We start from the raw sequence: 25,639 nt of genomic DNA, 5'->3' as shown, positions 1-25,639 counted from the left end.
CCTGTGCGTCAGATACCGCCGAGGCAGAGGTATTTGATCTCCAGGTACTCGTCCAGCCCGTACTTGGAGCCTTCGCGGCCCAGGCCGGAAGCCTTGATGCCGCCGAACGGCGCCACCTCATTGGAGATCAGCCCGGTGTTGATGCCGACCATACCGTACTCCAGCGCCTCGCCGACACGGAAGGCGCGGGCCAGGTCGCGGGTGTAGAAGTAGCCGGCCAGGCCGAAATCGGTGTCGTTGGCCTGACGCACCACTTCGGCTTCGTCGCGGAAGCGGAACAGCGGTGCCAGTGGGCCGAAGGTCTCCTCGCGAGCCACGCGCATCTGCGGCGTCACGTCGGCCAATACGGTGGGGGCGAAGAAGTTGCCGCCCAGCGCCTGACCGCCCTGCAGCACCCTGGCGCCCTTCTCCAGCGCGTCGGCCAGATGGCTCTGCACCTTGGCCACGGCATTGGCGTCGATCAGCGGGCCGGTGGTCACGCCGGCCTCGGTCCCCGCGCCGACCTTGAGTTTTGCCACCGCCGCCGCGAGCTTCTCGGCGAAGGCGTCGTACACGCCGTCCTGCACGTAGAGGCGGTTGGCGCATACGCAGGTCTGCCCGGCGTTGCGGTACTTGGCGACCATGGCGCCCTCGACCGCCGCATCCAGGTCGGCATCCTCGAAGACGATGAACGGCGCGTTGCCGCCCAGTTCCAGGGACAGCTTCTTGAGGGTCGGCGCGCACTGCTCCATCAGCTTGATGCCGACACCGGTGGAGCCGGTGAACGAGAGCTTGCGCACGATGGGGTTGGCGCACAGCTCGCCGCCCACTTCGCGGGAGCGCTCGGCATCGGCCGGCAGCACGCTGAACAGGCCGGCCGGAATGCCGGCGCGCTCGGCCAGCACGGCCAGCGCCAATGCACTGAACGGCGTCTGCGGCGCCGGCTTGAGCACCATGGCGCAGCCGGCGGCAAGGGCCGGGCCGGCCTTGCGGGTGATCATCGCCGCCGGAAAATTCCACGGCGTGATCGCCGCGGCCACGCCGATCGGCTCCTTGGTGACGATCAGCCGCTTGTCGGCCTGATGGCCCGGGATGGTGTCGCCGTAGACGCGCTTGGCTTCCTCGGCGAACCATTCGATGAACGAGGCAGCGTAGAGCACTTCGCCCCGCGCTTCGGCCAGGGGCTTGCCCTGCTCGGCGGTCATGATCTGCGCCAGGTCGTCCTGGTTGGCGAGCATCAGCTCGTACCAGGTGCGCAGGCGCGCGGCGCGCTCCCTGGCGGTCAGCGCGCGCCAGGCCGGCTGCGCCGCCTGGGCGGCCTCGATGGCGCGGCGAGTTTCCTCGGCGCCCAGGTTGGGCACCCGGCCCAGAGACTCTCCATTGGCCGGGTTGAAGATTTCCGTGGTGCTGCCATCGGGTGCATCGCACCACTGGCCGTCGATATAGGCCTGGTGACGCAGCAGATCGGGATCGTTGAGTTGCATAGGTCACTCCTCCAGCCGGGGCGTTGGCGCCCCGGCGGTACTGATGAGGTTGAAAGCGGTCACTCTGCCGGCGGCAGGTCCTTGCTGAAGGTCTGGTCGTTCTCGCCGCGGAAGAAGCGCGTGCCGTAGATCAGCACGCACAGGCCCAGGCCGATGGCGAATGCCCAGGCGGCGCCCTTGATCGCCAGTACCGCGCCGATCACCCCGGCGATACCCAGATCACGCTGGCTGCGCGCCTCCATGATGCCCAGGCGCACGCTGACGTAGCCCTGGATCAGCAGGGTCAGCGCCAGCGCCACGCCGAGGATCGGCTGCACCAGGGTGACCACCGGCAACAGCAGCAGGCCGGTGTTGGTGCCCCAGCGGAACGAACCGACGCCGCCATAGATGGACTTCATCGCCTTGGGGCCGCCCTTGAAGCGCTCGGTGATCACCACCTGCATGGCCGCCCACTGCGGGCCGCACATGGCCACGTCCGGGCCGAACACGCTCATGAAGGCATTGCGCCCGCCGAAGATCAGGTGCGAGCGGTTGGGGTTGAAATCGATCTTCTCGTCAGTGCGCACCTTGCCGCCTTCCTCGAGGATCGCCTTGTTGCTGAGCACGTCGCCGAACACCACCAGGTAGGCGGCCAACACCGTGGGCAGGGCAGTGAGGAACATCATCAACGGCGGCATGCCGAGACCGAACACGGTGTATTCCTGCCACAGGGTGACGAAGTCCGGCTTGCTGATGCCCCACTCGATGCTCGGCCACGGCGCTTCACCAAAGATCGGCGCGACGATCACTGCCAGGAGGATGATCGGGAAAATGCCCAGCTTGGCGAAATTCCACCAGAAGCGGCTGCGCTTCTTCAGTTCCTGGAAATGCAGGGAGAACACCAGGTAGAAGGCCACGCCGATGGCGATGGAAATGGTCCACGGAAAGGCGTCGAAGCGACCGCCTTCCTTGAACACGGTGACCACCGCACTTAGGCCGGCGCCCATGATGATCCCGGCCTTGAGCGCCGAGGGCACCAGCGACACCACCTTGCGCGCCATGCCGGTCATGCCCAGGCCGATGGAAAATATCCCCAGCATCAGCTGGAAGGCGATTAGCGCATGCACCCGCTCCGGGCCCTCCGGGAACTGGCTGCAATAGGCCATGAGCATGGGGATGGCCGGGGTGATCCAGCCCGGCACCACGGGGTCGCCGAGCAGATGGTGCACCAGGTACAGCAGGCCGTTGAGCATGACCACCGCCAGCGCCACCTCGAAGGGCATGCCGAGAAACTCGGTCATCAGCGGGATCGCCGCCAGGTCCACCGCGCACATGAGCAGGCCCTGCATGTAGTCGGAGAGTTCGAAGCGGTAGTGGATGAAAGGCAGGCGCAGCTTGAAAGGCCCAAGGGGCGTGTAAGGCGCTTCCGGGCCTTGTTGATGCAGTTCGGACATATGGATTACCAGTGTTATTAGTATCGTTCGTAAACCAGCACGCCCCGGCGGAACCGGGGCGCTTTCATCAGGTGCAGCAGGTGATTCAGTAGGCGGCGCGGTAGATCTGCTCGATGTCGCCGGCGGTCAGGCGCCGCGGGTTATTGCGCATCAGGCGGTCGATCTTGCTGGCCTCCTCGGCCATCGCCGGGATGGCGTCCTCGGGCACGTTGAAGCTGCGCATGCCCTTGGGGATGTCGACGCTGGCGCACAGCTCGGCCATGGCCTCGACGGCCAGGTCGGCGGCGGCCTTGTCGCTCAGGCCATGGGTCTGCACGCCCAGGGCGGCGGCGATCTCGGCCATGCGCTCGACGCAGGCCAGCTTGTTCCAGGCCATCACGTAGGGCAGCAGCAAGGCGTTGCTGACCCCATGGGCGATGTTGAAGCGCCCGCCCAGCGGGTAGGCCAGGGCGTGCACGGCGCCGACCCCGGCGTTGCCGAAGGCCATGCCGGCCATCAGGCTGGCGGTGGCCATGTCTTCCCGCGCCTTGAGGTCGGCCGGGTTGGCATAGGCCTTGGGCAGCGCCTTGGCGATCAGCCTGATGGCACCGATGGCCAGGGCATCGGTGATCGGCGAGGCATTCACCGACAGGTACGATTCCACCGCGTGCACCAGGGCATCGACGCCGCTGGCGGCGGTCACGCTGCGCGGGCAGGTCAGGGTCATCACCGGGCTGACCAGGGCGACGTCGGGCAGCAGGTAATCGCTGACGATGCCTTTTTTCAACTGCGCCTGCTTGTCCGACAGGATCGACACGTTGGTCACTTCCGAGCCGGTGCCGGCGGTGGTCGGGATCGCGATCAGCGGCGGGCCCTTGCGCTTGATCTGGTCGACGCCGAACAGCGCTTCCAGCGCGCCGTCATGACCGACGTAGCCGGCAACTGCCTTGGCGATGTCGATGGCGCTGCCGCCACCGACACCGATCAGGCCATCGTGACCGCCGTCGCGATACACCTTGGCGCAGGCCTCGACGATGGCGATCTCCGGCTCCGGCTCCACGCCATCGAAGATGCCGTAGGCGCGCTCGCCGAGTTGCTTGAGCACGTGATCCACGGTGCCGGACTTGATCAGGATGGCGTCGCTGACGATCAACGGATTGTTGATCTTCAGGCGGGGCAGCTCGTGTGCCAGTTGCTCGACGGCGCCCTGGCCGGTGAGCAGCTTGTTGGCGATCTTGAAGGCGGAGGTAGTCATCATCAGGCCCTTTTATGCGTTGTCTTGCGGGACGGGTTCGGGCCTGTCATAGCGATTCCTGTGCCAGCCGGGCGAAACCCTCGTGGTAGACGGGTTGCGTCGATCTGTCACAGGTCAGCGGCGCTGGTTTCCGATCAGCAAATGGATCAAGGGCCTGCCATTTGATCCATTTTCCAATCAGCCTTGTTCCCAGCGCTTCATCTTCTGCACCAGCGTCGCCTGGCTGAGACCGAGCGCCTTGGCCGCCTCGCGGGTGGTCTTGTGCTGCACCAGGGCCTTGCGGATCAGCCGCCGCTCGAGCTGCTCGACCTGCTTGCGCAGCGGCAGGCTTTCATTGCCCGCATCCGCCGTCGACAGACGCATCTCCTCGGGCAGGTCGAACAGCTCCACGGCCTCGCCGGTGCAGGTGACCACCAAGCGTTCGACCAGATTGATCAGCTCGCGAATGTTGCCGGGCCAGGCGTAGTCGGTGAGCGCATCCAGCGCTTCCAGCCCCCAGGTCAGCTCACGGCCGTAGCGCGCGTTGAACTCGGCCAGGTAGAAGTCGAGCAGCGGCTGGATTTCCTCCGGCCGCTCGCGTAGCGCCGGGATATGGATCGGCACCACGTTGAGGCGATAGTAGAGGTCGGCACGAAAGCGCCCGTCGGCGACCATCTGGCGCAGGTCGTGGTGGGTGGCGGTGATGATGCGCACGTCCACTTCCTTGAGCTCCAGGCCGCCCACGGGAATGAAGCGGCTCTCCTCGATCACCTTGAGCAGCTTGACCTGCAGGGCCAGCGGCAGGTCGCCGATCTCGTCGAGAAACACCGTGCCGTGATGGGCCAGCTCCAGCAGGCCGCGCTTGCCCTTGCTGCCGGCGCCGGTAAAGGCGCCCGCCACGTAGCCGAACAGCTCGGCCTCGATCAGGTTCTCCGGCAGCGCGCCGCAGTTGAGCGCCAGGAACGGCTGGGCCGCGCGCGGGCTGCGCTTGTGGATGTACTGGGCGATCAATGTCTTGCCGACGCCGGTTTCGCCCTGCAGCAGCACTTTCACGTCGCTGGCGGCCACCTGCCGGGCCTGGCCGAACAGGCGCCCCGAGGCCGGGTGGTTGGCCACCGGCGAGGCGTCGAGCAAATCGTCACGCTGGCCGGCGTGCAGCTTCGCGGTACTGTTGCGCAACTGCTTGAGCTGCTGCAGTTCATCGCGTTCGTGCTTGATGCGCAGCAGTTCTGTCATGTCGCGCACCGTGCTGACCACGTAGCGCACATGGCCGGCCGCATCGAGAATCGGCGTACCGCTGACCAGCAGGCGCTTGCCCTGGCTGACGCTCTGCATCAGCGACAGCGCCTTGCCCTCCTTGAGCACCCGCAGCGACACCGACTGGGAGATCACCCCCTGCTCCACCAGCGCCTGCATGTGCTGGCCGACCACATCCTCGCTGCGCAGGCCGGTCAGCCGCTCATAGGCGCCGTTGACCTTGAGGGTGATGCCATCGGCGTCGGTGATGTAGACGCCGTCGTGCAGCGCATCGAGCAACTCGCGAAAACTGGGATCGTTGAAATCCATGGGCTTTCCAGGTACGGGCAGAAGACCTGGCAGTGTACTCGCTGGATGATCGGGCATAAAAAACCGCCGCAACCCGAGGGGCTGCGGCGGTTACGGCTACGCCGCGGAAGAGGTCATTCGTTGACCTGGGTGCGCATCTTCTCGCTGCGCCCGCGCAGCCATTCCAGGATCAGCAGCAGCAGGATCGAGAAGCCGATCAGCAGGGTCGCCGCGGCGGCGATGGTCGGGCTGAGGTTCTCGCGGATGCCGCTGAACATCTGCCGCGGCAGGGTGACCTGCTCGGGGCCGGCGAGGAACAGCGTGACCACCACTTCATCGAACGAGGTAGCGAAGGCGAACAGCGCGCCGGAGATCACGCCCGGCGCGATCAGCGGCAGGGTCACCCGGCGGAACGCGGTGATCGGCGAGGCGCCGAGGCTGGCCGCGGCGCGTACCAGGTTGTAGTTGAAGCCCTGCAGGGTCGCCGACACGGTGATGATCACGAAGGGCACACCCAGCACCGCATGCACCACGATCAGCGACAGGTAGCCGTTGGCCAGGCCCAGGGGCGCGAAGAACAGGTAGCTGGCGACGCCGACGATCACCACCGGCACCACCATCGGCGAGATCAGCAGGCTCATCACCAGCGCCTTGCCGCGAAACTCCGAGCGGGTCAGGCCGATGGCGGCCAGGGTGCCGAGGATCATGGCCAGCACGGTCGCCGCCGGGGCGATGATCATGCTGTTCTTCAACGCACGCATCCAGCCGGCCGAGCCGAAGAAGTCCTCGTACCAGCGCATCGAGAACCCTTGCATCGGGTAGATCAGAAAGGTGCCGGAGTTGAACGACAGCGGCACGATCACCAGGATCGGCAGCACCAGGAACAACAGCACCAGGCCGCAGAGCAGGCGCAAACCGTAGTACCAGGCGCGCTCGACGGGAGACATATAAGGACTCAGCATTTTCTAATCTCCGCTCGTTAACCCAGACGCAACCGACCCGCACCCACCAACCAGCTGTACACCACGTAGAGCAGCAGCGTGGCGACCAGCAGCAAGCCGCCCAGCGCGGTGGCCATGCCCCAGTTGATGGTGGTGTTGGTGTAGAAGGCGACGAAGTAGCTGACCATCTGGTCGCTCGGGCTGCCGAGCAGCGCGGGCGTGATGTAGTAGCCGATGGACAGGATGAACACCAGCAGGCAACCGGCGCCGACGCCGGCCAGGGTCTGCGGGAAATACACCCGCCAGAAGCTGGCGAACGGGTGGCAGCCCAGGGAGATCGCGGCGCGCATGTAGGTCGGCGAGATGCCCTTCATGACGCTGTAGATCGGCAGGATCATGAACGGCAGCATGATGTGCACCATGGAGATGTACACGCCGGTGCGGTTGAACACCAGTTCCAGCGGCTGGTCGATGATGCCGATCTTGATCAGCGCCGAGTTGATCAGCCCGCCCGACTGCAGCAGTACGATCCAGGCCGCCACGCGCACCAGGATCGAGGTCCAGAACGGCAGCAGCACCATGATCATCAGCAGATTGCCCTGGCGGGTCGGCAGGTTGGCCAGCAGATACGCCAGCGGATAGGCCAGCGCCAGGCAGATGGCGGTGATCACCGCGCCCATCCAGAAGGTGCGGGCGAAGATGTCCAGGTAGATGGCCTGGTCCGGGGTGGTCTTGACCACCGCACCGGCGTCGTCGACGCGATGGTCCAGGGCGGCGAGCAGGTAATAGGAGGTCCAGGAACTGCTGTTGCGGCGGATCACCTGCCAGTAGGCGGGGTCGCCCCAACGCTCGTCGAAGGACTCCAGCGCCTCCTTGTAGGAAGCAGGCTCGGCCTCGAACGGCAGCGCGCGGCCGGTCTTGGCCAGCAGGCTGCGGTAGCCGGCCAGCTCCATGTTCAGGCGCTTGGACAGGTCGCCGAGCTTCTGCTGTTCGCGGGCCTCGGCCAGGTCCAGGGCCAACGCCTTGTAGACGGGCTCTTCGGGCAGGCCGCGGCCGTCCCAGCCGTCGATGGCCTCGACGGTGCGCGGCAGCGAGCCGACCACGTCCGGGTTATCCACGCTGCGGTTGAGCAGCGCCACGATCGGCACCAGAAAGGTGAACACGAGAAACAGCACCAGCGGCAGGATAAGGGCCTGGGATTTCAGGCGATTCATCCGCTCGGCGCGCGCCAGGCGCTGCTTGAGCGTGGGGCCGGCGACCTCGGCATGGGGCACTGCTAGGGCCATGGGGATAACTCCGGTGAAGCGGATAAGAATTCGGGGGTAAAGCCGGAGCGCCCGCACGCGGACGCTCCTTGCAACAGGTGAGCGCTGGTGGCGTTCACCGCATTACGCCGGGCCGTTACTTGGCAGCCCAAGCGTTGAAGCGCTGCTCCAGCACTTCGCCGAAGTCGGCCCAGAAGGTCACGTCCATGGCCACCTGGTTGGCGATGTTCTGCGGTGCGGTGGGCAGGTCGGCGGCGACCTTGGCATCGAGCAGATCGACGGCTTTCGGGTTCACCGGGCCGTAAGCGATGTTTTCCGAATAGGTCTTCTGGGTTTCCGGCTGCAGGGTGAAGGCGATGAACTTCATGGCCTCATCCTTGTTCTTAGCGCCCTTGGGGATGGCCCAGGCGTCGAAGTCGTAGATGCCACCGTCCCACACCACTTTCAGGCTGCTGCCCTCCTTCTGGGTGGCGGCGATGCGGCCGTTGTAGGCCGAGCTCATGACCACGTCACCGGAAGCGAGGTACTGCGGCGGCTGGGCGCCGGCTTCCCACCACTGGATGTACGGCTTGAGCTCGTCGAGCTTCTTGAACGCGCGCTCCTGGCCGTCCTTGCTCGCCAGCACCTTGTAGACGTCTTTCGGCGCAACGCCGTCGGCCATCAGGGCGAACTCGAGGGTGTACTTGGCGCCCTTGCGCAGGCCGCGCTTGCCGGGGAATTTCTTCACGTCCCAGAAATCCGCCCAGCCCGTCGGCGCGGTGCTCAGCTTGTCGGCGTTGTAGGCCATCACGGTCGACCAGACGAAGAAGCCGACGCCGCACATGGAGGCAGCGCCCGGTACCAGGGCACTCTTGTCACCGACTACGGCGTAGTCGATCTCTTCGAACAGGTCTTCGTCGCAACCACGGGCCAGCTCGGGGGACTCGACCTCGACCAGGTCCCAGGACACGCTGTTGGTGTCGACCATGGCCTTGACCTTGGCCATTTCACCGTTGTATTCGCCGGCGATGATCTTGCCGTTACCCGCCGCTTCCCACGGCTGGTAGTAGGCCTTGACCTGGGCATCCTTGTTGGCGCCACCGAAGTTGATGACGGTGAGATCTGCAGCCTGAACCTGTGCAGCGCAAACCAGGCCCAGTGTCAGCGCGGAAAGGGAGAATAGCTTCGACATTTTTATGTTGGCTCCAAGTGCTGTGGTAAAGCGCAAAACGCCGATCATTCCGCCGACAGCGGATCGAGGGCGCGAACGTGCTCGACCTGCCAGCCGAGCGGGATCACATCACCGACCGCGAGCGCAGGGTCGAGCTCGGCGATCGGTTGCTTGACGAAGAAATCGGTCTTGCCACAGACCTCCAGGCGCACGCGCACGTGGTCGCCCAGGTAGATGAACTCCGATACACGGCCGGAGAAGCGGTTGTCGCAGCCCTCGGCCGCGGCATTCAGGCGGATGCGCTCCGGGCGAATCGACAGGCTCACCGCATCGCCCGGCTGGCCGACGTTGACGGCCAGGGCCTGGACCTTTTCGCCACGCGCCAGCTGCACGGTGCAGGTGTCGCCCGTGCGCTCGACCAGCTCACCGGCGAAGCGGTTGTTCTCACCGATGAACTGGGCCACGAAGGTGTTGCGCGGCGACTCGTAGAGTTCGCGCGGCGGGGCGATCTGCTGGATCTCGCCCTGGTGGAACACGGCGACGCGATCGGACATGGTCAGCGCTTCGCTCTGGTCGTGGGTCACGTAGACCACGGTCACCCCAAGGCGCTGGTGGATGTGCTTGATCTCCATCTGCATGTGCTCGCGCAGCTGCTTGTCGAGCGCACCGAGCGGCTCGTCCATCAGCACCAGCTGCGGCTCGAACACCAGTGCCCGAGCCAGGGCCACGCGCTGCTGCTGGCCCCCGGAGAGCTGGGCCGGGTAGCGGCCGGCGAAGGCGTCCAACTGCACCATCGACAGCGAGCGCTTGACCTTCTCGCCGACGTCGGCCTTGCTCATGCCGCGCACGCTGAGCGGAAAGGCCAGGTTCTCGGCTACCGTCATGTGGGGGAACAACGCGTAGTTCTGGAACACCATGCCGATGTCGCGCTTGTGCGGCGGCACGTTGTTCAGGCGCTTGCCGGCCAGGGTGATCTCACCGGCGGTGGGCGTCTCGAAACCGGCCAGCATCATCAGGCTGGTGGTCTTGCCGGAGCCGGACGGCCCGAGCAGGGTCAGGAACTCGCCCTTGCGAATATCCAGGTTGAGATCTTTGACGATCAGGTTCTCGCCGTCGTAGCTCTTTTGCACGCCACGAAAGCTGACCAGGATGTCGCTCGAAGAAGTGTCGCCCATCACCGCACCTGCCTGTTGTTCTACCGTGAGCCAAGACTAGAACCGACGTTGGAGCCTGGAAATCGGGCGTAATGACACTTTGCTATAAGGCAGGCGGAAAGATGCTTGTAGGGCGATCCCTACACAGATGTCGCGATTGGATAAGCGTCAGCCTGACGAGCACGACGCCATGCAGCGCCGCGCGGCGCAGGCTGTCGCAGATGGATAAGTGGCGTGTTCAGAGCCTGTTCAAAGGCTCGCGAGCTAGAGCAATGCAAGGCCTAGGCGGCCCCACAAAAACAGGCGAGGGCCGGTCGGAGTCGCGATCGACTTTACGAGCTGTAAATGAGCAGTCCGACTGGGCTGGCAATCCAGCCTGTTTTTTAACGCCGCAGTGCCGACGCGCAGCAGACTTTGAACAGGTTCTCAGACCAGCTTGTGCTCGACCGCGTAACGCACCAGGTCGGCCACCGAATGCAGGTTGAGCTTCTGCATCAGGCGTGCCTTGTGGGTGCTGATGGTCTTGCTGCTGAGCGCCAGGTGGGCGGCGATCTCGTTGACGCCCTCGCCCTGCACCAGGCGCTCGAACACCGAGAACTCGCGCTCCGACAGCAGCGCATGGGGCGGCCGGGAGTCGGTCAGGCCGACCTCGAAGACCATGCGGTCGGCCAGTTCGGGATCAATGTAGCGCCCGCCGCCGGCGACCTTGCGGATCGCGGTGAGCAGCAACGCCGGGTCGCTGTCCTTGGTGGCGTAGCCGGCGGCGCCGATCTTCAGGGCGCGGGCGGCCATCTGCGCCTCGTCGTGCATCGACAGGACCAGAATCGCCGGTGCCTGGCTCAACGCACGAATCCGCGGAATCGCCTCCAGGCCGTTGACGCCGGGCATGGAGATATCCAGCAGCACCACCTCGCATGGTGTATGCCGCAGGGTTTCCAGCAACTGCTCGCCGTTGCTCGCTTCGCCGACCACCTGCAGGTCACGGGCCATGCCGATCAGTTGCTTGATGCCCTCGCGGACGATGGTGTGGTCTTCGGCCACCAGTACTCGGATCACGGGCTCAACCTCCTAGTCATCGGATGTGCACTCGCTCAGCGGCACCCGCACGCGCAACAGGGTACCTTCGCCGGGCCGGCTGTCGAGGCTCAATTGTCCGCCGAGCATCAGCACCCGCTCGCGCATGCCCACCAGGCCGAAGGAGTCGGCACGGATGGCAGCCGGGTCGAAGCCGCGGCCATCATCGCTGATCGACAGGCGCAGGCTGTCGCCCAGCAGTTCCAGGCGCACCGTTACGGTATGCGCCTGGGCATGGCGCATGACGTTGGTCAGCGATTCCTGAAGGATGCGGAACAGCCCGGTGGCCTTGGCGTCGCTCAGCGGCGGCACGTACTCGGGCACCTCGACCAGGCAGGGAATCTGCGTGCGCGCCTCGAAGCGTCGGGCCTGCCATTCGATGGCCGAGGCGATGCCGGCATCCAGGATCGGCGGACGCAGGGCGGTGGCCACGTCGCGCACCAGCTGGAACAGGTTGGCGATCAGCTTCTTCATGTTGTCCAGGCGCTCGCGCAGGCCGGGGTCGAGGTCGGCGAAGCCCAGTTCGCACATCGAGGTTTCCAGCTTGAGCACGGTGAGCACCTGACCGAGCTCGTCGTGCACCTCGCGGGCGATCCGCGCCTTTTCCTCTTCGCGCACGCTTTCCAGGTGGGCGGACAGGTCGCGCAGGCGCGCCTGGGATTCGGCCAGTGCCAGCTCGTTGCGCTTGTTGTCGCTGATGTCCCAGACCACGCCGTCCCAGATCACCCGGCCGTCGGCCAGGCGCCGGGCCATGGCCTTGATGTCCACCCAGCGCGATTCGCCGGCCTGGGTGAGCATGCGGCCCTGCCAATGCCAGTCGCTGTCGCTGTCGAAGGCCTGGTCCTGGGTGCGGTGGTAGTCGGCCTTGTCGTCCGGATGGACCAGGCTGCGCAGGCCATGGTCGGGCGCCAGCAGGGTGGAGGCCCGATAGCCGACCAGGCTTTCGCTGCCCTCGCCGATAAAGGCGAACAGCGCCGGATCGCCGGGCCGCACGCGCTCCAGGCGAAACACCACGCCCGGCACGTTGGCGGCGATACCCTGCAGGCGCGACTCGCTTTCCTGCAGGGCGGCCAGGGCACGGCGGCGCTCGGTCACGTCAGTGATGAACACCACCAGGTATTCGGTATCGCGGTATTGCAGAAAGCTCAACGACACATCCACCGGCAGGCGGCTGCCGTCGGCGCGCAGGCATTCGGACTCGAAGCGCGGCGGCCGTTCGTCACCCTTGCGCGCCAGGCGCCACAGGTTGAGCCAGCGGTCCATGCTCATGTCCGGTTCGAAATCGCGCAGCGGCCGATCCACCAGCGCGCCGCTGCGGTAACCGAGCATGGCTTCGGCGGCGTGGTTGGCGTAGCGCACGTGGCTGTCCCAGTTGACCCAGAGGATGCCCACCGTGCTGTTATCGATGGAGAACTGCGACAGGCGCAAGGCGTCGCGGGCGATCTCCCGCAGCTCCACCTCGTGGCGCGCGGCGAGCAGGCGAAACTCCAGGGTGTCGCGCTGGTGGCGCAGCCACAGCGCCAGCGCCAGCGCGAACACCAGCAACAGACCGAGCAGCAGGCTGATGGCACGCCAGAAGCTCGCCGAACTTTCCTGTTGCAGGTAGCTCGGCGGCAGCCAGCGGTTGTGCAGGTCATCGAGCTCGCGGGCCGACAGGTTGCGCAACGCGACGTCGATGATCGCCGACAACTCCGGCAGGTCGCGCCGTGTGGCCACCCGCAGCAACTGCGGGAAGCCGATATCACCGACGATGGCCAGGCCGAGAAACTCCGGTTCCCGGGACAGGCGCCCCAGCTGCGCCTCATCGAGCACCGCATAGCTGGCCTGCTGATTGACGACGCGCTGCAGCGCCTGGCGCGGGGAATTGGTGATGTCCAGCTTGAGCTTCGGGTAGCTGCTGCGCAGGTAGTCGAGCACCGCATCGGAGCCCTTCAGGGCAACCGGTGAGCGGCCGTCGAGCTGTTCCAGATCGACCGCGCCACCGCCGTCACGCTCGCCGACCAGCAGGTGCGAGACACGCAGAAAGGGATCGGAAAACACCCAGCGTCTCAGCCCGGCCGGGGTCTGGCTAAGGCCCGCGGCCAGATCGAGCTGATCGCTGCGCAGCGCCTGTTCCAGTTCCTCCGCCGTCTGGAAGGTGCGCCAGCGCACCTGCACGCCCATCTGCGCGGCCAGGGTGTTGACGATCTCCACGTTGGCCCCGGTCAGGCGGTGCAGGCGGCGGTCGAGCTGGGCGTAGGGCGGCTGCAGCACCACGCCGGCACGCAGCAATGGATTGGCGGCGAGCCATTGCTGCTGCGCGGCATCGAAGATGGCCGCCGGCGCCGCTGGCGGCTGATCCGCCCATAGCGTGGCGGGGATGCTCAGGATCAGAAGAAACAGCCAGCGCAGGATCATGCACGAACACCAGAAACGAATTGGAAGCCGCCAAGCTGGACACTGGTGGCACAGGCCGCATTAAGCACCATCAGGATCTGACAAATCCACGACAAGTGATTAGGCTGCCCTGCATCGAATACTTTCAGGCCCTGCCATGACACGCCTTCGCCACCTGCCCCGCTACGCCCTGTGCCTGACCCTGCTGGCCGGTGCCCTGGCCGTGCATGCCGAACAGAGCCCACCCGTCAAAGACGGCGAAAAAGCCGAGGCCAAGCCCGCACAGCGGGCGTCACTGCCCGAGCGCAGCGACCTCGAAGCATTGGCTCTAGAGCGCCAACTGGCCGCCACCGAGCAGCAGCAGCTCGACGCCGCCGGCACCACATTTCTCGCGCTCTGGCGACCGGCCAATGACCCGGCCCCCATGGGTGCGGTGATCCTGATTCCCGGGGATGAAGAGAGTGCCGACGCGCCCCCCACTGTCGGCCCGCTGCGCCGCAGGTTGCCAGACGCCGGCTGGCACAGCCTGAGCCTGACCTTGCCGGACCCCCAGGGTGCCAACCTGCCGGTGCGGGTCGCCGAGCCGCCTGCGAGCGGAGACGGCAAAGCTGCCGAGGCCCCGGCAGAAAAGGCCCCAGAGCCGACCACCCCGGCCCCGCCAAGCGAAGCACCGTCGGCTGACGCAGAGGCGGCACGGGCGGCCCATGTCGAACGGGTATTCGCGCGTATCGATGCCGGCATCGCCTTTGCCGGCCAGCAGCAGGCCAAGGTCGTGGTGCTGCTCGGCCATGGCAGCGGCGCCTACTGGGCGGCGCGTTACATCGCCGAGCGCAAACCCGCCAATGTGACCCATCTGGTGTTGGTGGATACCCGCCAGCCGGAGGGTTTCGACGCGCCGTTCAATGACCTGCTGGCGCAGCTCACCGCCAAGGTCGGCGATTTCTATTACCGCGACAGCGCCAGTGCTCGGCAGGCGGCGTTGGCACGCAAACAACTGAGTCAGCGGCAGAAACAGCCTGCCCTGGTGCAGGTCAGCCTGGATGCCCTGCCGGGCAATCCCGACGTTGCCCAGGAACAGCTGTTCCGTCGTCTGCGCGGCTGGCTGGACAAGCACGCCGGCGGCGCCAGGTAGGCGCCAGGCCGCTCAGCGGAAGCCGCGGCGCTGGCGAATCAGCGCGTAGGCATTGTGCAGTTCGCGGGTCGCTTCGGTGGCCTCACGCACCTTCTCGGGCGCCGCACCGCTGCCGGCCATCTTGTCGGGGTGGTGGCGGCTGAGCAGGCGGCGATAGGCCTTCTTGATCTGCTGTACGTCACTGTCTGCCGTCACGCCGAGCAGGCGCAGGGCCTGCTGATAGGCGTCGGCGGCCGCGGTCGGCGGGCCGCGACGCGGCGAGTAGCCGGCGCTCAGTGCCTCCTGGGCCTCGGCGGAAACGCCCAGCCACTTGCCCCATAACAGGATCAGTTCGCGCTCTGCCTGGCCCACCTTGCCATCGGCCCAGGCCATGCGCCAGCAGGCGCGCAACAGCTCCTGGGCCTCGCTGCGGCGGCGTTGCAATGGGCCGCGCAGGCTGTCCTGGCCGGTCTTGCCGCGCGCGAAGGCCTCGATGGCTGCCGCCCTGCCGGCCTCGCCCAGCGCCAGGCGCTGCATCTCGGCGCGGGCCTGACGAATGTGCGCCTGCTGCACCACGCCATCGCTCTTGGCCAGGCGCCCCAGCATGACGAACAGCAAGGCGTCGTCACCCACGGCGGACCTGCCCACCAGTCGCTCGCCCAGGGCCTTCCAGCCGCGCAGGCCCAGGCGGCGATCCAGCACCTGGCCGAGCAGGCCGCCGAGCAACAGACCGGGAATGCTTGCCAGGGCGTAGCCGGCCAGCGCCCCCACCAAGGTCAGCGGCCAGTACATCAGCGCTCGCCCTGCAGCAGCGATTCCACTTCGGCCAGGCGCTTGTGGGTGCCGACATCCACCCAGCGGCCGGTGAAGCGCTCGCCCGTCACCTGCTGGCCTGCCATCGCCTGCCTCAGCAAGGGCGCGAGCTTGAACGCGCCGGGCTGGCAGCTGGCGAACAGCACCGGGTTGAGCACGGCGATGCCGCTGTAGGTGAGGCTGTCAGCATCCGCTGCGGCATCCGCTACCCGCCCCTCGACAAGGCCAAAGTCCCCCGTCGGGTGATGGGCGGGATTGTCCACCAGCACCAGGTGAGCCTTTTCGGAAAAGGGCCTGCGCAGGGCCGAAAAATCGTAGTCGGTGAAAATATCGCCGTTGACCACCACGAACGGCTCATCGCCGAGCAGCGGCAGCGCCTTGAAGATACCGCCGCCGGTTTCCAGTGGCTCGCCTTCGGCCGAGTAACGAATGCGCACGCCGTAGCGTCCGCCCTCACCCAGGTAATCTTCGATCTGCTGGCCGAGCCAGGCATGATTGATCACCAGTTCGCTGAAACCCGCGCGCGCCAAGGCCCGTACGTGATACTCGATCAATGGCACGCCGGCGGCGCGCACCAGGGGTTTGGGCGTGTGCAGGGTCAGCGGCCGCAGGCGCTCGCCCTTGCCGGCGGCAAGAATCATCGCCTTCATCGAGCGGCCTCCGCAGCGCCTTTGAGCTGCGCGATCAGCGCGCCGAGTTCGGCCAGCTCCGGGCGCCGCTCGAGCACCGCCTCTATATAAGCGAAGAAGCGTGGCACGTCGGCCAGGTAACGCGGCTTGCCGTCGCGGTGGCAGATGCGCGCGAAGATACCGATCACCTTGAGGTGGCGCTGCACGCCCATCAGGTCGCTGGCGCGTAAGAAGTCCGCCAGCTCATCCTGCACCGCAATGCCGGCGGCGCGCGCCTTGTGCCAGTAGTCTTCGAGCCAGCCCTGCACACGCGCCTCTGGCCAGCTGAGAAAGGCGTCCTTGAACAGGCTGGTGATGTCATAGGTGACCGGCCCGTAGACGGCATCCTGGAAATCCAGCACGCCGGGGTTGGGTGCGCTGAGCATCAGGTTGCGCGGCATGTAGTCGCGGTGCACCAGCACCTTGGGCTGTGCCAGGGCGCTGTCGATCAGCAGCGTGCAGATACGCTGCCAGGCGGCCTGCTGCTCGCCATTCAGGGTAAGGCCGAGCTCGCGGGCGACGTACCAATCCGGAAACAATTGCAGCTCGCGGCGCAGCAAGGCCTCGTCGTAGTGCGGCAGGCCGGCATCCATCGGCAATTGCTGATAGGCCAGCAGGGCATCGATGGCGGGCGCGAACAGCTGACCGGCATTGTCGCCGTCGATCACCTCCAGATAGGTCTGGCGGCCCAGGTCGCTGAGCAGCAGAAAGCCCTGTTCGAGATCCGCCCCGTGGATCTGCGGCACGTTAAGCCCGGCGCGGGCGAGCAGATTGGCCACCTCGACGAAGGGCCTGCAGTTCTCCTGCGGCGGTGGCGCATCCATCAGGATCAGGCTGCGCCCATCCGCCTCCCAGCGGAAATAGCGGCGAAAACTGGCGTCGCTGCTGGCCGGCTGCAGCACGGCATCCGGCACCGCCCCCCAGCCGTTGGAAGCGAACAGGGCCTGCAGCTGCGGCTCGAGCCACTGCTGCAGGCGTTGCAGACGTACATCGTGATCAGGCATTGCAAGGGTCTCCGACGGCGCTAGCCGTTGCGCGGGTCATGCTTTATTATCCAGCATCTTTTTCAGCCCATCGAGAGGCGTGCGGCCCCTGGGCCAAAAGCGCACAGGAAGCCCGGAAAACAAGATGGCAGTAAAATACCCCGCTTTTCGCAAGAAATTCCCGCTTCTGGTAACGGGTGGCCTGTTGGCCCTGCAGCCCTTCGCCAGCCCATTCGCCACCGCTGCCGAACAATTCGACTGCCAGGCATCGCCGACCGGCGGTTGGGCCTGTGCACCGAAATCCAGCAACGCCAACCTGCCGAGCCGGCCGACCCACAGTGCCAACTCGGTCAGCGCGGGTACCGGCGCGACGGCTGCCGCCCAGCCTGATACCAAGGCTGCGCCGACGCAAGTGACCGAAGCCGGTGGCCGTGCCCTGGCCTCGCGCAGCGCCGACTACAGCCACCTGGACTGGGTGCCGCGCGAGAAGCTCACCAGCGCGCAGTTGGCAGAGATCGGCCCGGCTTGCTCCGGCGCCTACATCGAGCCTAGCCGCCCGGGCATGAACGACACCACGCCGATGAGCGAAGCGCCGATGTTCGTATCGGCCAAGGCGTCGCGCTACCAGCAGGAAGAGCAGGTCGCGACCCTCGCCGGTGACGTGGTCGTACGCCAGGCCGGCATGCAGGTCGAGGCCGACGAGGCCAACCTGCACCAGGCCGAAAACCGTGGCGAGCTGGTCGGCAACGTCCGCCTGCGCGACAAGGGCGCCCTGGTGGTGGGCGACCGTGGCGAGCTGCAACTGGACAACGGCGAAGCGCGCATCGACAACGCCGAGTTCGTGATGCACGCCGCCCACGCGCGCGGCAGCGCAGCCTACGCCAAGCGTGAAGAGACCGCGATCATCCGCCTCAAGGACGGTACCTATACCAGTTGCGAACCGGGCAGCAACGCCTGGCACCTGACCGGTAACAACATCACCCTGAACCCGGCTACCGGCTTCGGCACCGCGACCAACGTCACGCTGCGGGTCAAGGATTTCCCGGTGTTCTACACGCCGTACATCTACTTCCCGATCGACGACCGTCGCCAGTCCGGCTTCCTGCCGCCGAGCTTCGGCAGCTCCGGCAGCAACGGCCTGACCCTGCAAACTCCGTACTACTTCAACCTGGCGCCGAACTTCGACGCCACCCTGTACCCGACCTACATGGCCAAGCGCGGCCTGCTGCTCGAAGGCGAGTACCGCTACCTGACCCGCAACAGCGAAGGCCAGCTCGGCGCTGCCTACCTGGACGACCAGGAGGACGAGCGCAAGCTGCAGTCCGGCTACAAGGACCAGCGCTGGATGTACAGCTGGCAGCACAAGCAGGGCCTCAACGACCGCCTGCTGGCCGAGGTCGACTACACCGATATCAGCGACCCCTACTACTTCCAGGATCTGAAGACCGATCTGGGCATCGAAACCTCCAGCTATGTCGATCAGCGTGGCACGCTGACCTGGCGCGGTGACAGCTATACGGCGCGACTCAATGCCCACGCCTACGAGCTGGCCACCATTACCGACGTGACGCCTTACGATCGCCTGCCGCAGATCACCCTGGACGGCCAACTGCCGTTCGAGCCGGGCGGTCTGAATTTCACCTACGGCACCGAGCTGGTACGTTTCGAGCGTGACCTGCGCAACGGCAACTACATCGATCAGAATGGCAACGTCGAAGGCCCGTGGAACGACGTGAATATCCTGGGCCTGGCCCGCGCCAACGGCACCCGCATGCATGTGGAGCCAGGCGTAAGCCTGCCGCTTGACTGGAGTTGGGGCTACGTCAAACCGCAGATCAAGTACCTGCAGACCAACTACGACCTGGATATCGATCAGCGCGGTAGAGACGATATCGCCAGAGGCGCTGTCGCTGGTGAAGAATTCAGTAGCAGCCAGAACCGTGGCGTCGGCCTGTTCAGCGTCGACAGCGGCCTGTATTTCGATCGCCAGACTTCGCTGTTCGGCCGCGAAGCTCGTCAGACCCTCGAACCGCGTCTGTTCTATCTCTATGTACCGGAAGAAGACCAGACCGATATCCCGGTGTTCGATAGCAGCGAGAGCACCTTCAGCTACGCCTCGCTGTGGCGTGAGAATCGCTTCAGCGGCAAGGATCGTATCGGCGACGAAAACAAGATATCCCTCGGCGTGACCAGCCGCTGGATCGAGGCCAACGGCTTCGAGCGTCAGCGCTTCAGCATCGGCCAGGCCTTCTATTTCGAAGACCGCAAGGTGCAGATGCCGGGTATCGACTACCGCACCCGCGATGAGGCGCAATCGTCGGTATCGCCTTATGCCCTGGAGTACATGTACCGCTACAACCAGGACTGGCGCTTCACTTCGGATTTCAACTGGGATCCGGACAGCCACCGTACGCGTTCGGGCAGCGCCATGTTCCATTATCAGCCAGCGGACAACCCGCGCAAGATCGTCAATGCCGGCTATCGCTATCGCAACGACACCCTCAACTACGACCAGAGCACCGGGCGCTGGGGCTTCGGTAGCGACTACGGTGAAGAGGGCACAAGCACCTTCATCAAGGACTACTACAAGATCAGCCAGCATGACTTCTCGGTCATCTGGCCAATCGGCCCGCAGTGGAGCCTGATCTCGCGCTGGCAGTACGACTACGGTCGCAACCGCACCCTGGAAGCCTTTGGCGGCTTCGAGTACGACAGTTGCTGCTGGAAGCTGCGCGTCATCAACCGCTACTGGATCGACTACGACGAGGTCAGCCTCAACCCCTCGCGCAACGACGAACCAGACAGCGGCATCTTCCTGCAGATCGTCCTCAAAGGCCTGGGTGGCGTGACTGGCAACAACGTTGAGACATTCCTCGACCAAGGCATTCAAGGTTACCGTGAACGTGAAGAGCAAGCTCGCTGAGTGCGTGCGCCCGCTGCTGCTGGGCGCACTGTTTCTGGGTACCGCGGCGCACGCCGATGTACAGCCTCTCAACCGCGTGGTGGCGATCGTCGATAACGACGTGATCATGCAGACCCAGCTCGACGCCCGGGTGCGCGAGGTGCAACAGACCATCGCCAAGCGCGGCGCCGAGGTGCCGCCGGCCAACGTGCTGACCCAGCAGGTGCTGGATCGCCTGATCCTGGAAAACATCCAGCTGCAGATGGGCGAGCGCTCCGGCATTCGCATCGGCGACGAAGAACTCAACCAGGCCATGGCCACCATTGCCCAGCGCAACGGCATGACCCTCGAGCAGTTCCGCGACGCCCTGGCCAGGGACGGCCTGTCGTTCAACGACGCCCGCGACCAGGTGTCCCGCGAGATGATCATCAGCCGTGTGCGCCAGCGCCGGGTGGCCGAGCGCATTCAGGTCACCGAGCAGGAAGTGAAGAACTTCCTCGCCTCCGACCTGGGCAAGATGCAGCTGTCCGAAGAGTTCCACCTGGCCAACATCGTCATCCCCGTTCAGGAAGATGCCTCCCCCGATGCGCTGCAAGCTGCCGAGCGCCGGGCCCAGGACATTTACCAGCAAGCGCGCCAGGGCGCCGATTTCGGCCAACTGGCGATCGCCAACTCGGCCAGTGAAACGGCGCTGGACGGTGGCGACATGGGCTGGCGCAAGGCCGCGCAGTTGCCGCCGCCATTCGACGCCATGATCAGCGCCATGAACGTTGGCGATGTCACCGAGCCGATCCGCACCCCAGGTGGTTTCATCCTCCTCAAGGTGCTGGAAAAGCGTGGCGGTGAGGCCGCGGCGGTGCGCGAGGAAGTGAACGTACGCCACATCCTGATCAAGCCGAGCGAAATCCGCACCGACGCCGAGGCCAAGGTACTGGCCGAGCGCCTGTATCAACGCATCGAGTCCGGGGAAGACTTCGCCGAGCTGGCGAAGAATTTCTCCGAAGACCCGGGCTCGGCCCTCAACGGCGGCAGCCTCAGCTGGATCGACCCGAATGCTCTGGTACCGGAGTTCCGCGAGGTGATGAACAACACCGCCAGCGGTGAGGTTTCCAAGCCCTTCAAGAGCCAGTTCGGCTGGCACGTGCTGCAGGTCATGGGCCGTCGCGCCACTGACAGCAGCGAGCAGGTGCGCGAGCAACAGGCGCTGAATTTGCTGCGCAACCGCAAGTACGAAGAAGAGCTGCAAACCTGGCTGCGTCAGATTCGCGACGAAGCCTATGTGGAGATCAAGCTGTAACCCAGCCTGACGCTCATGAAAGCCCGGCCAAGCGCCGGGCTTTTTCATGCAGGCCTGGGCTAGAATCGCGCTCTCTCCACCACGAGACCGGATCATGCCCGACAGTCTGCGCTTCGCCCTCACCCCTGGAGAACCCGCCGGTATCGGCCCGGACCTGTGCCTGTTGCTTGCCCGCCAGCGGCAGACCCATGCGCTGATCTGCGTCGCCAGCCGGGCACTGATGCAGGCGCGCACGGCGGAGCTGGGGCTGCAGATCGACCTGATCGACGCCACGCCTGATGCCTGGCCGACCCAGCCTGCCCCAGCAGGCAGCCTGTACATCTGGGATACACCGCTGGGCGAGCCGGTGGTCGCCGGCGAGCTCAACAAAGCCAATGCCGCCTACGTTCTGCAAACCCTGACCCGAGCGGCCCAGGGCTGTCTGGACGGCAGCTTCGCCGGCCTGGTCACCGCCCCGGTGCACAAGGGCATCATCAACGAGGCGGGAATGGCATTCTCCGGCCATACCGAATTTCTCGCCGACCTGACCGGTACCCCCCAGGTGGTGATGATGCTGGCAACCCGCGGCCTGCGGGTTGCCCTGGTCACTACCCACCTGCCACTCAAGGACGTGGCCAGCGCCATCACCGCCGAGCGCCTGCAGCGGGTAACGCGCATCCTCCACGCTGACCTGCGCGACAAGTTCGGCATTGCAGCACCGCGCATACTGGTCTGCGGCCTCAACCCCCATGCCGGCGAAGGCGGCCACCTGGGGCGCGAGGAGATCGAGATCATCGAGCCTGCACTCGAGCAATTGCGTGCCGAAGGCATGGATCTGGTCGGCCCGCTGCCGGCCGACACGCTGTTCACGCCCAAGCACCTGGAGCATTGCGACGCGGTGCTTGCCATGTATCACGACCAGGGCCTGCCGGTGCTCAAGTACAAGGGCTTTGGGGCCGCGGTGAACGTGACCCTGGGCCTGCCGATCATCCGTACTTCGGTGGACCACGGCACCGCGCTGGATCTTGCCGGCACCGGGCGCATTGAGTGCGGCAGCCTGCAGGTCGCCCTGGAAACCGCCTACGAGATGGCGCACAGCCGCCTGCTCCCGTGAGCGACTTGCCTGGAGTGGCGAGCGGCGCCGCTCGACAGGCGTTCCCTGCTAAACTGCGCGTTTTCGCCTGACCGCTTTACGCGCTTGCTTGATGCTTGCAGCTTGAAGCCTGGAGCTGCTTTTCAGATGTCCGAGCCTTACCAACACCGCGCGCGCAAGCGCTTCGGCCAGAACTTCCTTCATGACGCCGGGGTGATTCACCGTATCCTGCGCGCCATCCATGCCCGCGAAGGCGAGCACCTGCTGGAGATCGGCCCGGGCCAGGGCGCACTCACCGAGGGCCTGCTCAACAGCGGCGCACAGCTCGACGTGATCGAGCTGGATCTGGACCTGATCCCGATCCTGCAGGCCAAGTTCGCCGACCAGCCGCGCTTTCGCCTGAACCAGGGCGATGCCCTCAAATTCGATTTTTCGACCCTGCAGGCAGCGCCCAACAGTCTGCGGGTGGTCGGCAACCTGCCCTACAACATTTCCACGCCGCTGATTTTCCACCTGCTGGACAACGCCCACCTGATCCGCGACATGCACTTCATGCTGCAGAAGGAAGTGGTCGAGCGCCTGGCTGCCGGCCCGGGTGGCGGCGACTGGGGGCGGCTGTCGATCATGGTGCAGTACCACTGCCAGGTGGAGCACCTGTTCAACGTCGGCCCCGGCGCGTTCAACCCACCCCCCAAGGTCGACTCGGCCATCGTGCGCCTGGTGCCCCATCAGGTGCTGCCGCACCCGGCCAAGGATCACCGCCTGCTCGAGCGGGTGGTGCGCGAAGCCTTCAACCAGCGCCGCAAGACGCTGCGCAACACCCTCAAGGCGCTGCTGCCGGCCAGCGAGATCGAGGCGGCCGGCGTCGATGGCAGCCTGCGCCCGGAGCAGCTGGACCTGGCCGCCTTCGTGCGCCTGGCCGACCAGCTGGCCCAGCAACCCGCGCCTTCGCCCACCTGATTGATCGAGCGCCCATGTCCGACTCTCGTTACCAGATCGACGTCACCATCGTCACCCGCTACCTGCCGGAGCAGTCGCAGCCCGAGCAGAGCCGTTTCGCCTTTGCCTACGACGTGACCATTCACAACGCCGGTGAGCTGCCAGCCCAGTTGCTGGCGCGCCACTGGGTGATCACCGACGGCAACGGCCAGGTACAGGAAGTACGCGGCGCGGGCGTAGTCGGTGAACAGCCGCTGATCGCCCCCGGCGAAAGCCATCGCTACAGCAGCGGCACGCTGCTGGCCACCCAGGTCGGCACCATGCAGGGCAGCTATCAGATGCTGGCCGACGATGGCCAGCGCTTCGATGCCCCCATCGCGCCCTTCCGCCTCGCCGTCCCTGGGGCGCTGCACTAAGGGTCTACCCCCGTTTCGTTCGTGGCCGCGCCGGAGCCATTTTTTGCGCGAGGCAAGGCATGAGGAGAGAAGTTTGGTTATTCCAAATGAACGACGAATAACGCAGCATCGCGCAAAAAATGGCCCGGCCCTTCGGGTTGCGCGAAAAATTGCACCATGCCGCGTTGCGAGGCTTGGCAAGGGAGCGACCATTACCTGCGCCTCACGCCTTACCTGGTGCAATTTTTCGCAGCAACACTGCTCACGACGAAACGGGGGTAGACCCTAATGGCGACCTATGCCGTCGGCGATCTGCAGGGCTGCCTGAAACCCCTGCAGTGCCTGCTCGAACGCGTGGCCTTCGACCCGACCCATGACCGCCTGTGGCTGGTGGGTGACCTGGTCAACCGCGGTCCGGCATCCTTGGAGACCCTGCGCTTTCTCCATGGCATGCGCAACGCGCTGGTCTGCGTACTGGGCAATCACGACCTGCACCTGCTCGCCGCCTCGCGCAACATCGAACGCCTCAAGCGCGGCGACACCCTGCGCGAGATCCTCGAGGCGCCGGATCGCGACGAGCTGCTGGATTGGCTGCGCCAGCAGAAGCTGCTGCATTACGACGAGCAGCGCGACACCGCCCTGGTGCACGCCGGCATACCGCCGCAGTGGAATATCGCCAAGGCGCTGCGCCGCGCCGCCGAAGTCGAGAACGCGCTACGCGACGATGCCCTGTACCCGATGTTCCTGGACGGCATGTACGGCAACGAGCCGGCACGCTGGGACAAGGAGTTGCACGGCATCGCCCGGCTGCGGGTGATCACCAACTATTTCACCCGCATGCGCTTCTGCAAGGCCGATGGCACCCTGGACCTGAAAAGCAAGGAAGGCCTGGACACCGCACCGGCCGGTTACCTCCCCTGGTTCAGCCATCCGCAGCGCAAGACCCGTGCCCAGAAGATCATCTTCGGCCACTGGGCGGCCCTGGAAGGGCACTGCGACGAGCCCGGCGTGTTCGCCCTGGATTCGGGCTGCGTGTGGGGCGGCACCATGACCCTGATGAACATCGATAGCGGCGAGTACCATCGCTGCGACTGTAGCGAGGAAACAGCATGAGCGAGTTCAAACGCATCGCCCCCGAACAGGCCCAGGCCCTGCGCGAGAAAGGCGCCGTGGTCGTCGATATCCGCGATCCGCAGAGTTTCGCCGCCGGGCACATCCGTGCCGCCGAGCACCTGGACAACTATTCGTTGGCCGACTTCATCGCCAAGGCCGACCTCGACGCGCCGCTGATCGTCACCTGCTATCACGGCAACTCCAGCCAGAGCGCCGCCGCTTATCTGGTCGGCCAGGGCTTCTCCGAGGTGTACAGCCTCGACGGTGGCTTCGAGCTGTGGCGCAGCACCTACCCACAGGACACCGAATCCAGCCAGGCGGACTGAAGACCCTCTTGCCGCTACGCCGAGAGGACGGTCACAAATATTTTCCCTGCGCCAGCCCCCCCGCCAACACTGGATTTGGCGGCCTGCGCGGCGTCGCCATGACGCCTGCCACGGCAATTGCGCCTTGACCTTGCCGATTACCAACTATCCTTGTCGTAGGCCATCCCAATTCAGGTAGCCGGCCAACCGGCCGAACGGGCCATCGGTACTCACCTTCAGCAGCCAGCCAGGGCCACGCGACACAGGGTCAGGCGGGAGAAGGCAGCCGATACGCCTTGCGCGAGAGACGCAAGGCGGCTGTCCTCAACCTGCCATGCGACGGATAGCTGACCATGGGGTTCTGACTGACCAAAGGAGGTGTTCGGGGGATTCACCTCGGTCGCGCAAGCGCCGGGTCTGCATGCAC

General features: G+C 65.6%; 21 protein-coding genes. 8 read left to right on the top strand and 13 right to left on the bottom strand.

Annotated elements, in window-relative coordinates; all coding sequences use genetic code 11:
* Positions 1-8: 8 nt before the first annotated feature.
* From gabD to K8U54_RS13325, 10 genes are all read right to left on the bottom strand, one after another.
* On the bottom strand, positions 9-1,463 hold the full coding sequence (gene gabD / locus K8U54_RS13370) for an NADP-dependent succinate-semialdehyde dehydrogenase (protein ID WP_249906323.1): 1,455 nt from the start codon (positions 1,461-1,463) through the stop codon (positions 9-11).
* 59 nt (positions 1,464-1,522) lie between these two features.
* Positions 1,523-2,896 carry a DUF3360 domain-containing protein gene (locus K8U54_RS13365; RefSeq protein WP_249906322.1) on the bottom strand — a complete coding sequence of 458 codons (1,374 nt, stop codon included), beginning with the start codon at positions 2,894-2,896 and terminating at the stop codon, positions 1,523-1,525.
* A gap of 85 nt (positions 2,897-2,981) precedes the next feature.
* A complete protein-coding gene (locus K8U54_RS13360) occupies positions 2,982-4,130 on the bottom strand; it encodes an iron-containing alcohol dehydrogenase (RefSeq protein WP_249906321.1) in 1,149 nt (382 codons plus the stop codon).
* A 177-nt stretch (positions 4,131-4,307) separates the two neighbouring features.
* Positions 4,308-5,675, bottom strand: a complete 1,368-nt coding sequence (locus tag K8U54_RS13355) for a sigma-54 interaction domain-containing protein (RefSeq protein ID WP_249906320.1) — start codon at positions 5,673-5,675, stop codon at positions 4,308-4,310.
* Positions 5,676-5,788: 113 nt separating this feature from the next.
* Entirely contained in the window at positions 5,789-6,616 is an 828-nt protein-coding gene (locus K8U54_RS13350) for an ABC transporter permease (protein ID WP_249906319.1), read from the bottom strand.
* A gap of 17 nt (positions 6,617-6,633) precedes the next feature.
* Positions 6,634-7,881 (bottom strand): ABC transporter permease, encoded by a 1,248-nt coding sequence (locus tag K8U54_RS13345; RefSeq protein ID WP_249906318.1) that lies wholly within the window; start codon positions 7,879-7,881, stop codon positions 6,634-6,636.
* Positions 7,882-7,996: 115 nt separating this feature from the next.
* The gene (locus tag K8U54_RS13340; protein WP_249906317.1) at positions 7,997-9,031 is read right to left on the bottom strand and encodes an ABC transporter substrate-binding protein; all 1,035 of its coding nucleotides are present in this window, start codon (positions 9,029-9,031) and stop codon (positions 7,997-7,999) included.
* Between the two features lie 44 nt (positions 9,032-9,075).
* On the bottom strand, positions 9,076-10,185 hold the full coding sequence (locus tag K8U54_RS13335; RefSeq protein ID WP_249906316.1) for an ABC transporter ATP-binding protein: 1,110 nt from the start codon (positions 10,183-10,185) through the stop codon (positions 9,076-9,078).
* Positions 10,186-10,590: 405 nt separating this feature from the next.
* The gene (locus K8U54_RS13330) at positions 10,591-11,220 is read right to left on the bottom strand and encodes a response regulator (protein ID WP_075932224.1); all 630 of its coding nucleotides are present in this window, start codon (positions 11,218-11,220) and stop codon (positions 10,591-10,593) included.
* Between the two features lie 12 nt (positions 11,221-11,232).
* Positions 11,233-13,635 carry a PAS domain-containing sensor histidine kinase gene (locus K8U54_RS13325; RefSeq protein ID WP_249906315.1) on the bottom strand — a complete coding sequence of 801 codons (2,403 nt, stop codon included), beginning with the start codon at positions 13,633-13,635 and terminating at the stop codon, positions 11,233-11,235.
* Positions 13,636-13,771: 136 nt separating this feature from the next.
* Here K8U54_RS13325 and K8U54_RS13320 point away from each other — a divergent pair, with 136 nt between their 5' ends.
* Positions 13,772-14,746 carry an alpha/beta hydrolase family protein gene (locus K8U54_RS13320; protein ID WP_249906314.1) on the top strand — a complete coding sequence of 325 codons (975 nt, stop codon included), beginning with the start codon at positions 13,772-13,774 and terminating at the stop codon, positions 14,744-14,746.
* Positions 14,747-14,758: 12 nt separating this feature from the next.
* Here the strand turns inward: K8U54_RS13320 and K8U54_RS13315 are convergent, their stop codons facing one another.
* The 3 genes from K8U54_RS13315 to K8U54_RS13305 are packed head-to-tail and all read right to left on the bottom strand — an operon-like array spanning position 14,759 to position 17,210.
* Positions 14,759-15,517: a DnaJ domain-containing protein gene (locus K8U54_RS13315; RefSeq protein ID WP_249906313.1), complete on the bottom strand. Its 759-nt coding sequence runs from the start codon at positions 15,515-15,517 to the stop codon at positions 14,759-14,761.
* Complete coding sequence (murU, locus tag K8U54_RS13310; protein WP_249906312.1) at positions 15,517-16,188, bottom strand: N-acetylmuramate alpha-1-phosphate uridylyltransferase MurU; 672 nt, start codon at positions 16,186-16,188, stop codon at positions 15,517-15,519. Before murU ends, K8U54_RS13315 begins: the two co-directional genes overlap by 1 nt.
* Positions 16,185-17,210: an aminoglycoside phosphotransferase family protein gene (locus tag K8U54_RS13305; RefSeq protein WP_249906311.1), complete on the bottom strand. Its 1,026-nt coding sequence runs from the start codon at positions 17,208-17,210 to the stop codon at positions 16,185-16,187. Before K8U54_RS13305 ends, murU begins: the two co-directional genes overlap by 4 nt.
* Before the next feature lie 124 nt (positions 17,211-17,334).
* Between K8U54_RS13305 and K8U54_RS13300 the strand changes: the two genes are divergently transcribed.
* The 7 genes from K8U54_RS13300 (at position 17,335) to glpE (ending at position 25,233) form a co-directional block, all read left to right on the top strand.
* A complete protein-coding gene (locus K8U54_RS13300; protein WP_249906310.1) occupies positions 17,335-20,112 on the top strand; it encodes an LPS-assembly protein LptD in 2,778 nt (925 codons plus the stop codon).
* A complete protein-coding gene (locus K8U54_RS13295) occupies positions 20,087-21,388 on the top strand; it encodes a peptidylprolyl isomerase (protein WP_249906309.1) in 1,302 nt (433 codons plus the stop codon). The genes K8U54_RS13300 and K8U54_RS13295 overlap by 26 nt, the downstream gene beginning before the upstream one ends.
* A gap of 94 nt (positions 21,389-21,482) precedes the next feature.
* Positions 21,483-22,481 carry a 4-hydroxythreonine-4-phosphate dehydrogenase PdxA gene (gene pdxA / locus K8U54_RS13290; RefSeq protein ID WP_249906308.1) on the top strand — a complete coding sequence of 333 codons (999 nt, stop codon included), beginning with the start codon at positions 21,483-21,485 and terminating at the stop codon, positions 22,479-22,481.
* Between the two features lie 126 nt (positions 22,482-22,607).
* Positions 22,608-23,420 (top strand): 16S rRNA (adenine(1518)-N(6)/adenine(1519)-N(6))-dimethyltransferase RsmA, encoded by an 813-nt coding sequence (rsmA, locus tag K8U54_RS13285; protein ID WP_249906307.1) that lies wholly within the window; start codon positions 22,608-22,610, stop codon positions 23,418-23,420.
* Positions 23,421-23,434: 14 nt separating this feature from the next.
* Positions 23,435-23,815: a Co2+/Mg2+ efflux protein ApaG gene (gene apaG / locus K8U54_RS13280; RefSeq protein WP_249906306.1), complete on the top strand. Its 381-nt coding sequence runs from the start codon at positions 23,435-23,437 to the stop codon at positions 23,813-23,815.
* 267 nt (positions 23,816-24,082) lie between these two features.
* Positions 24,083-24,907, top strand: a complete 825-nt coding sequence (locus K8U54_RS13275; protein ID WP_249906305.1) for a symmetrical bis(5'-nucleosyl)-tetraphosphatase — start codon at positions 24,083-24,085, stop codon at positions 24,905-24,907.
* Positions 24,904-25,233, top strand: coding sequence for a thiosulfate sulfurtransferase GlpE (glpE, locus tag K8U54_RS13270; protein WP_249906304.1), 330 nt, complete (start codon positions 24,904-24,906; stop codon positions 25,231-25,233). The genes K8U54_RS13275 and glpE overlap by 4 nt, the downstream gene beginning before the upstream one ends.
* Positions 25,234-25,639 lie beyond the last annotated feature (406 nt).

Source organism: Pseudomonas fulva (assembly GCF_023517795.1).
Taxonomy (GTDB): Bacteria; Pseudomonadota; Gammaproteobacteria; order Pseudomonadales; family Pseudomonadaceae; genus Aquipseudomonas; species Aquipseudomonas fulva_D.
The sequence above is the reverse complement of the archived record's forward strand: the minus strand, read 5'-3'. Positions and strand labels throughout refer to the sequence as shown.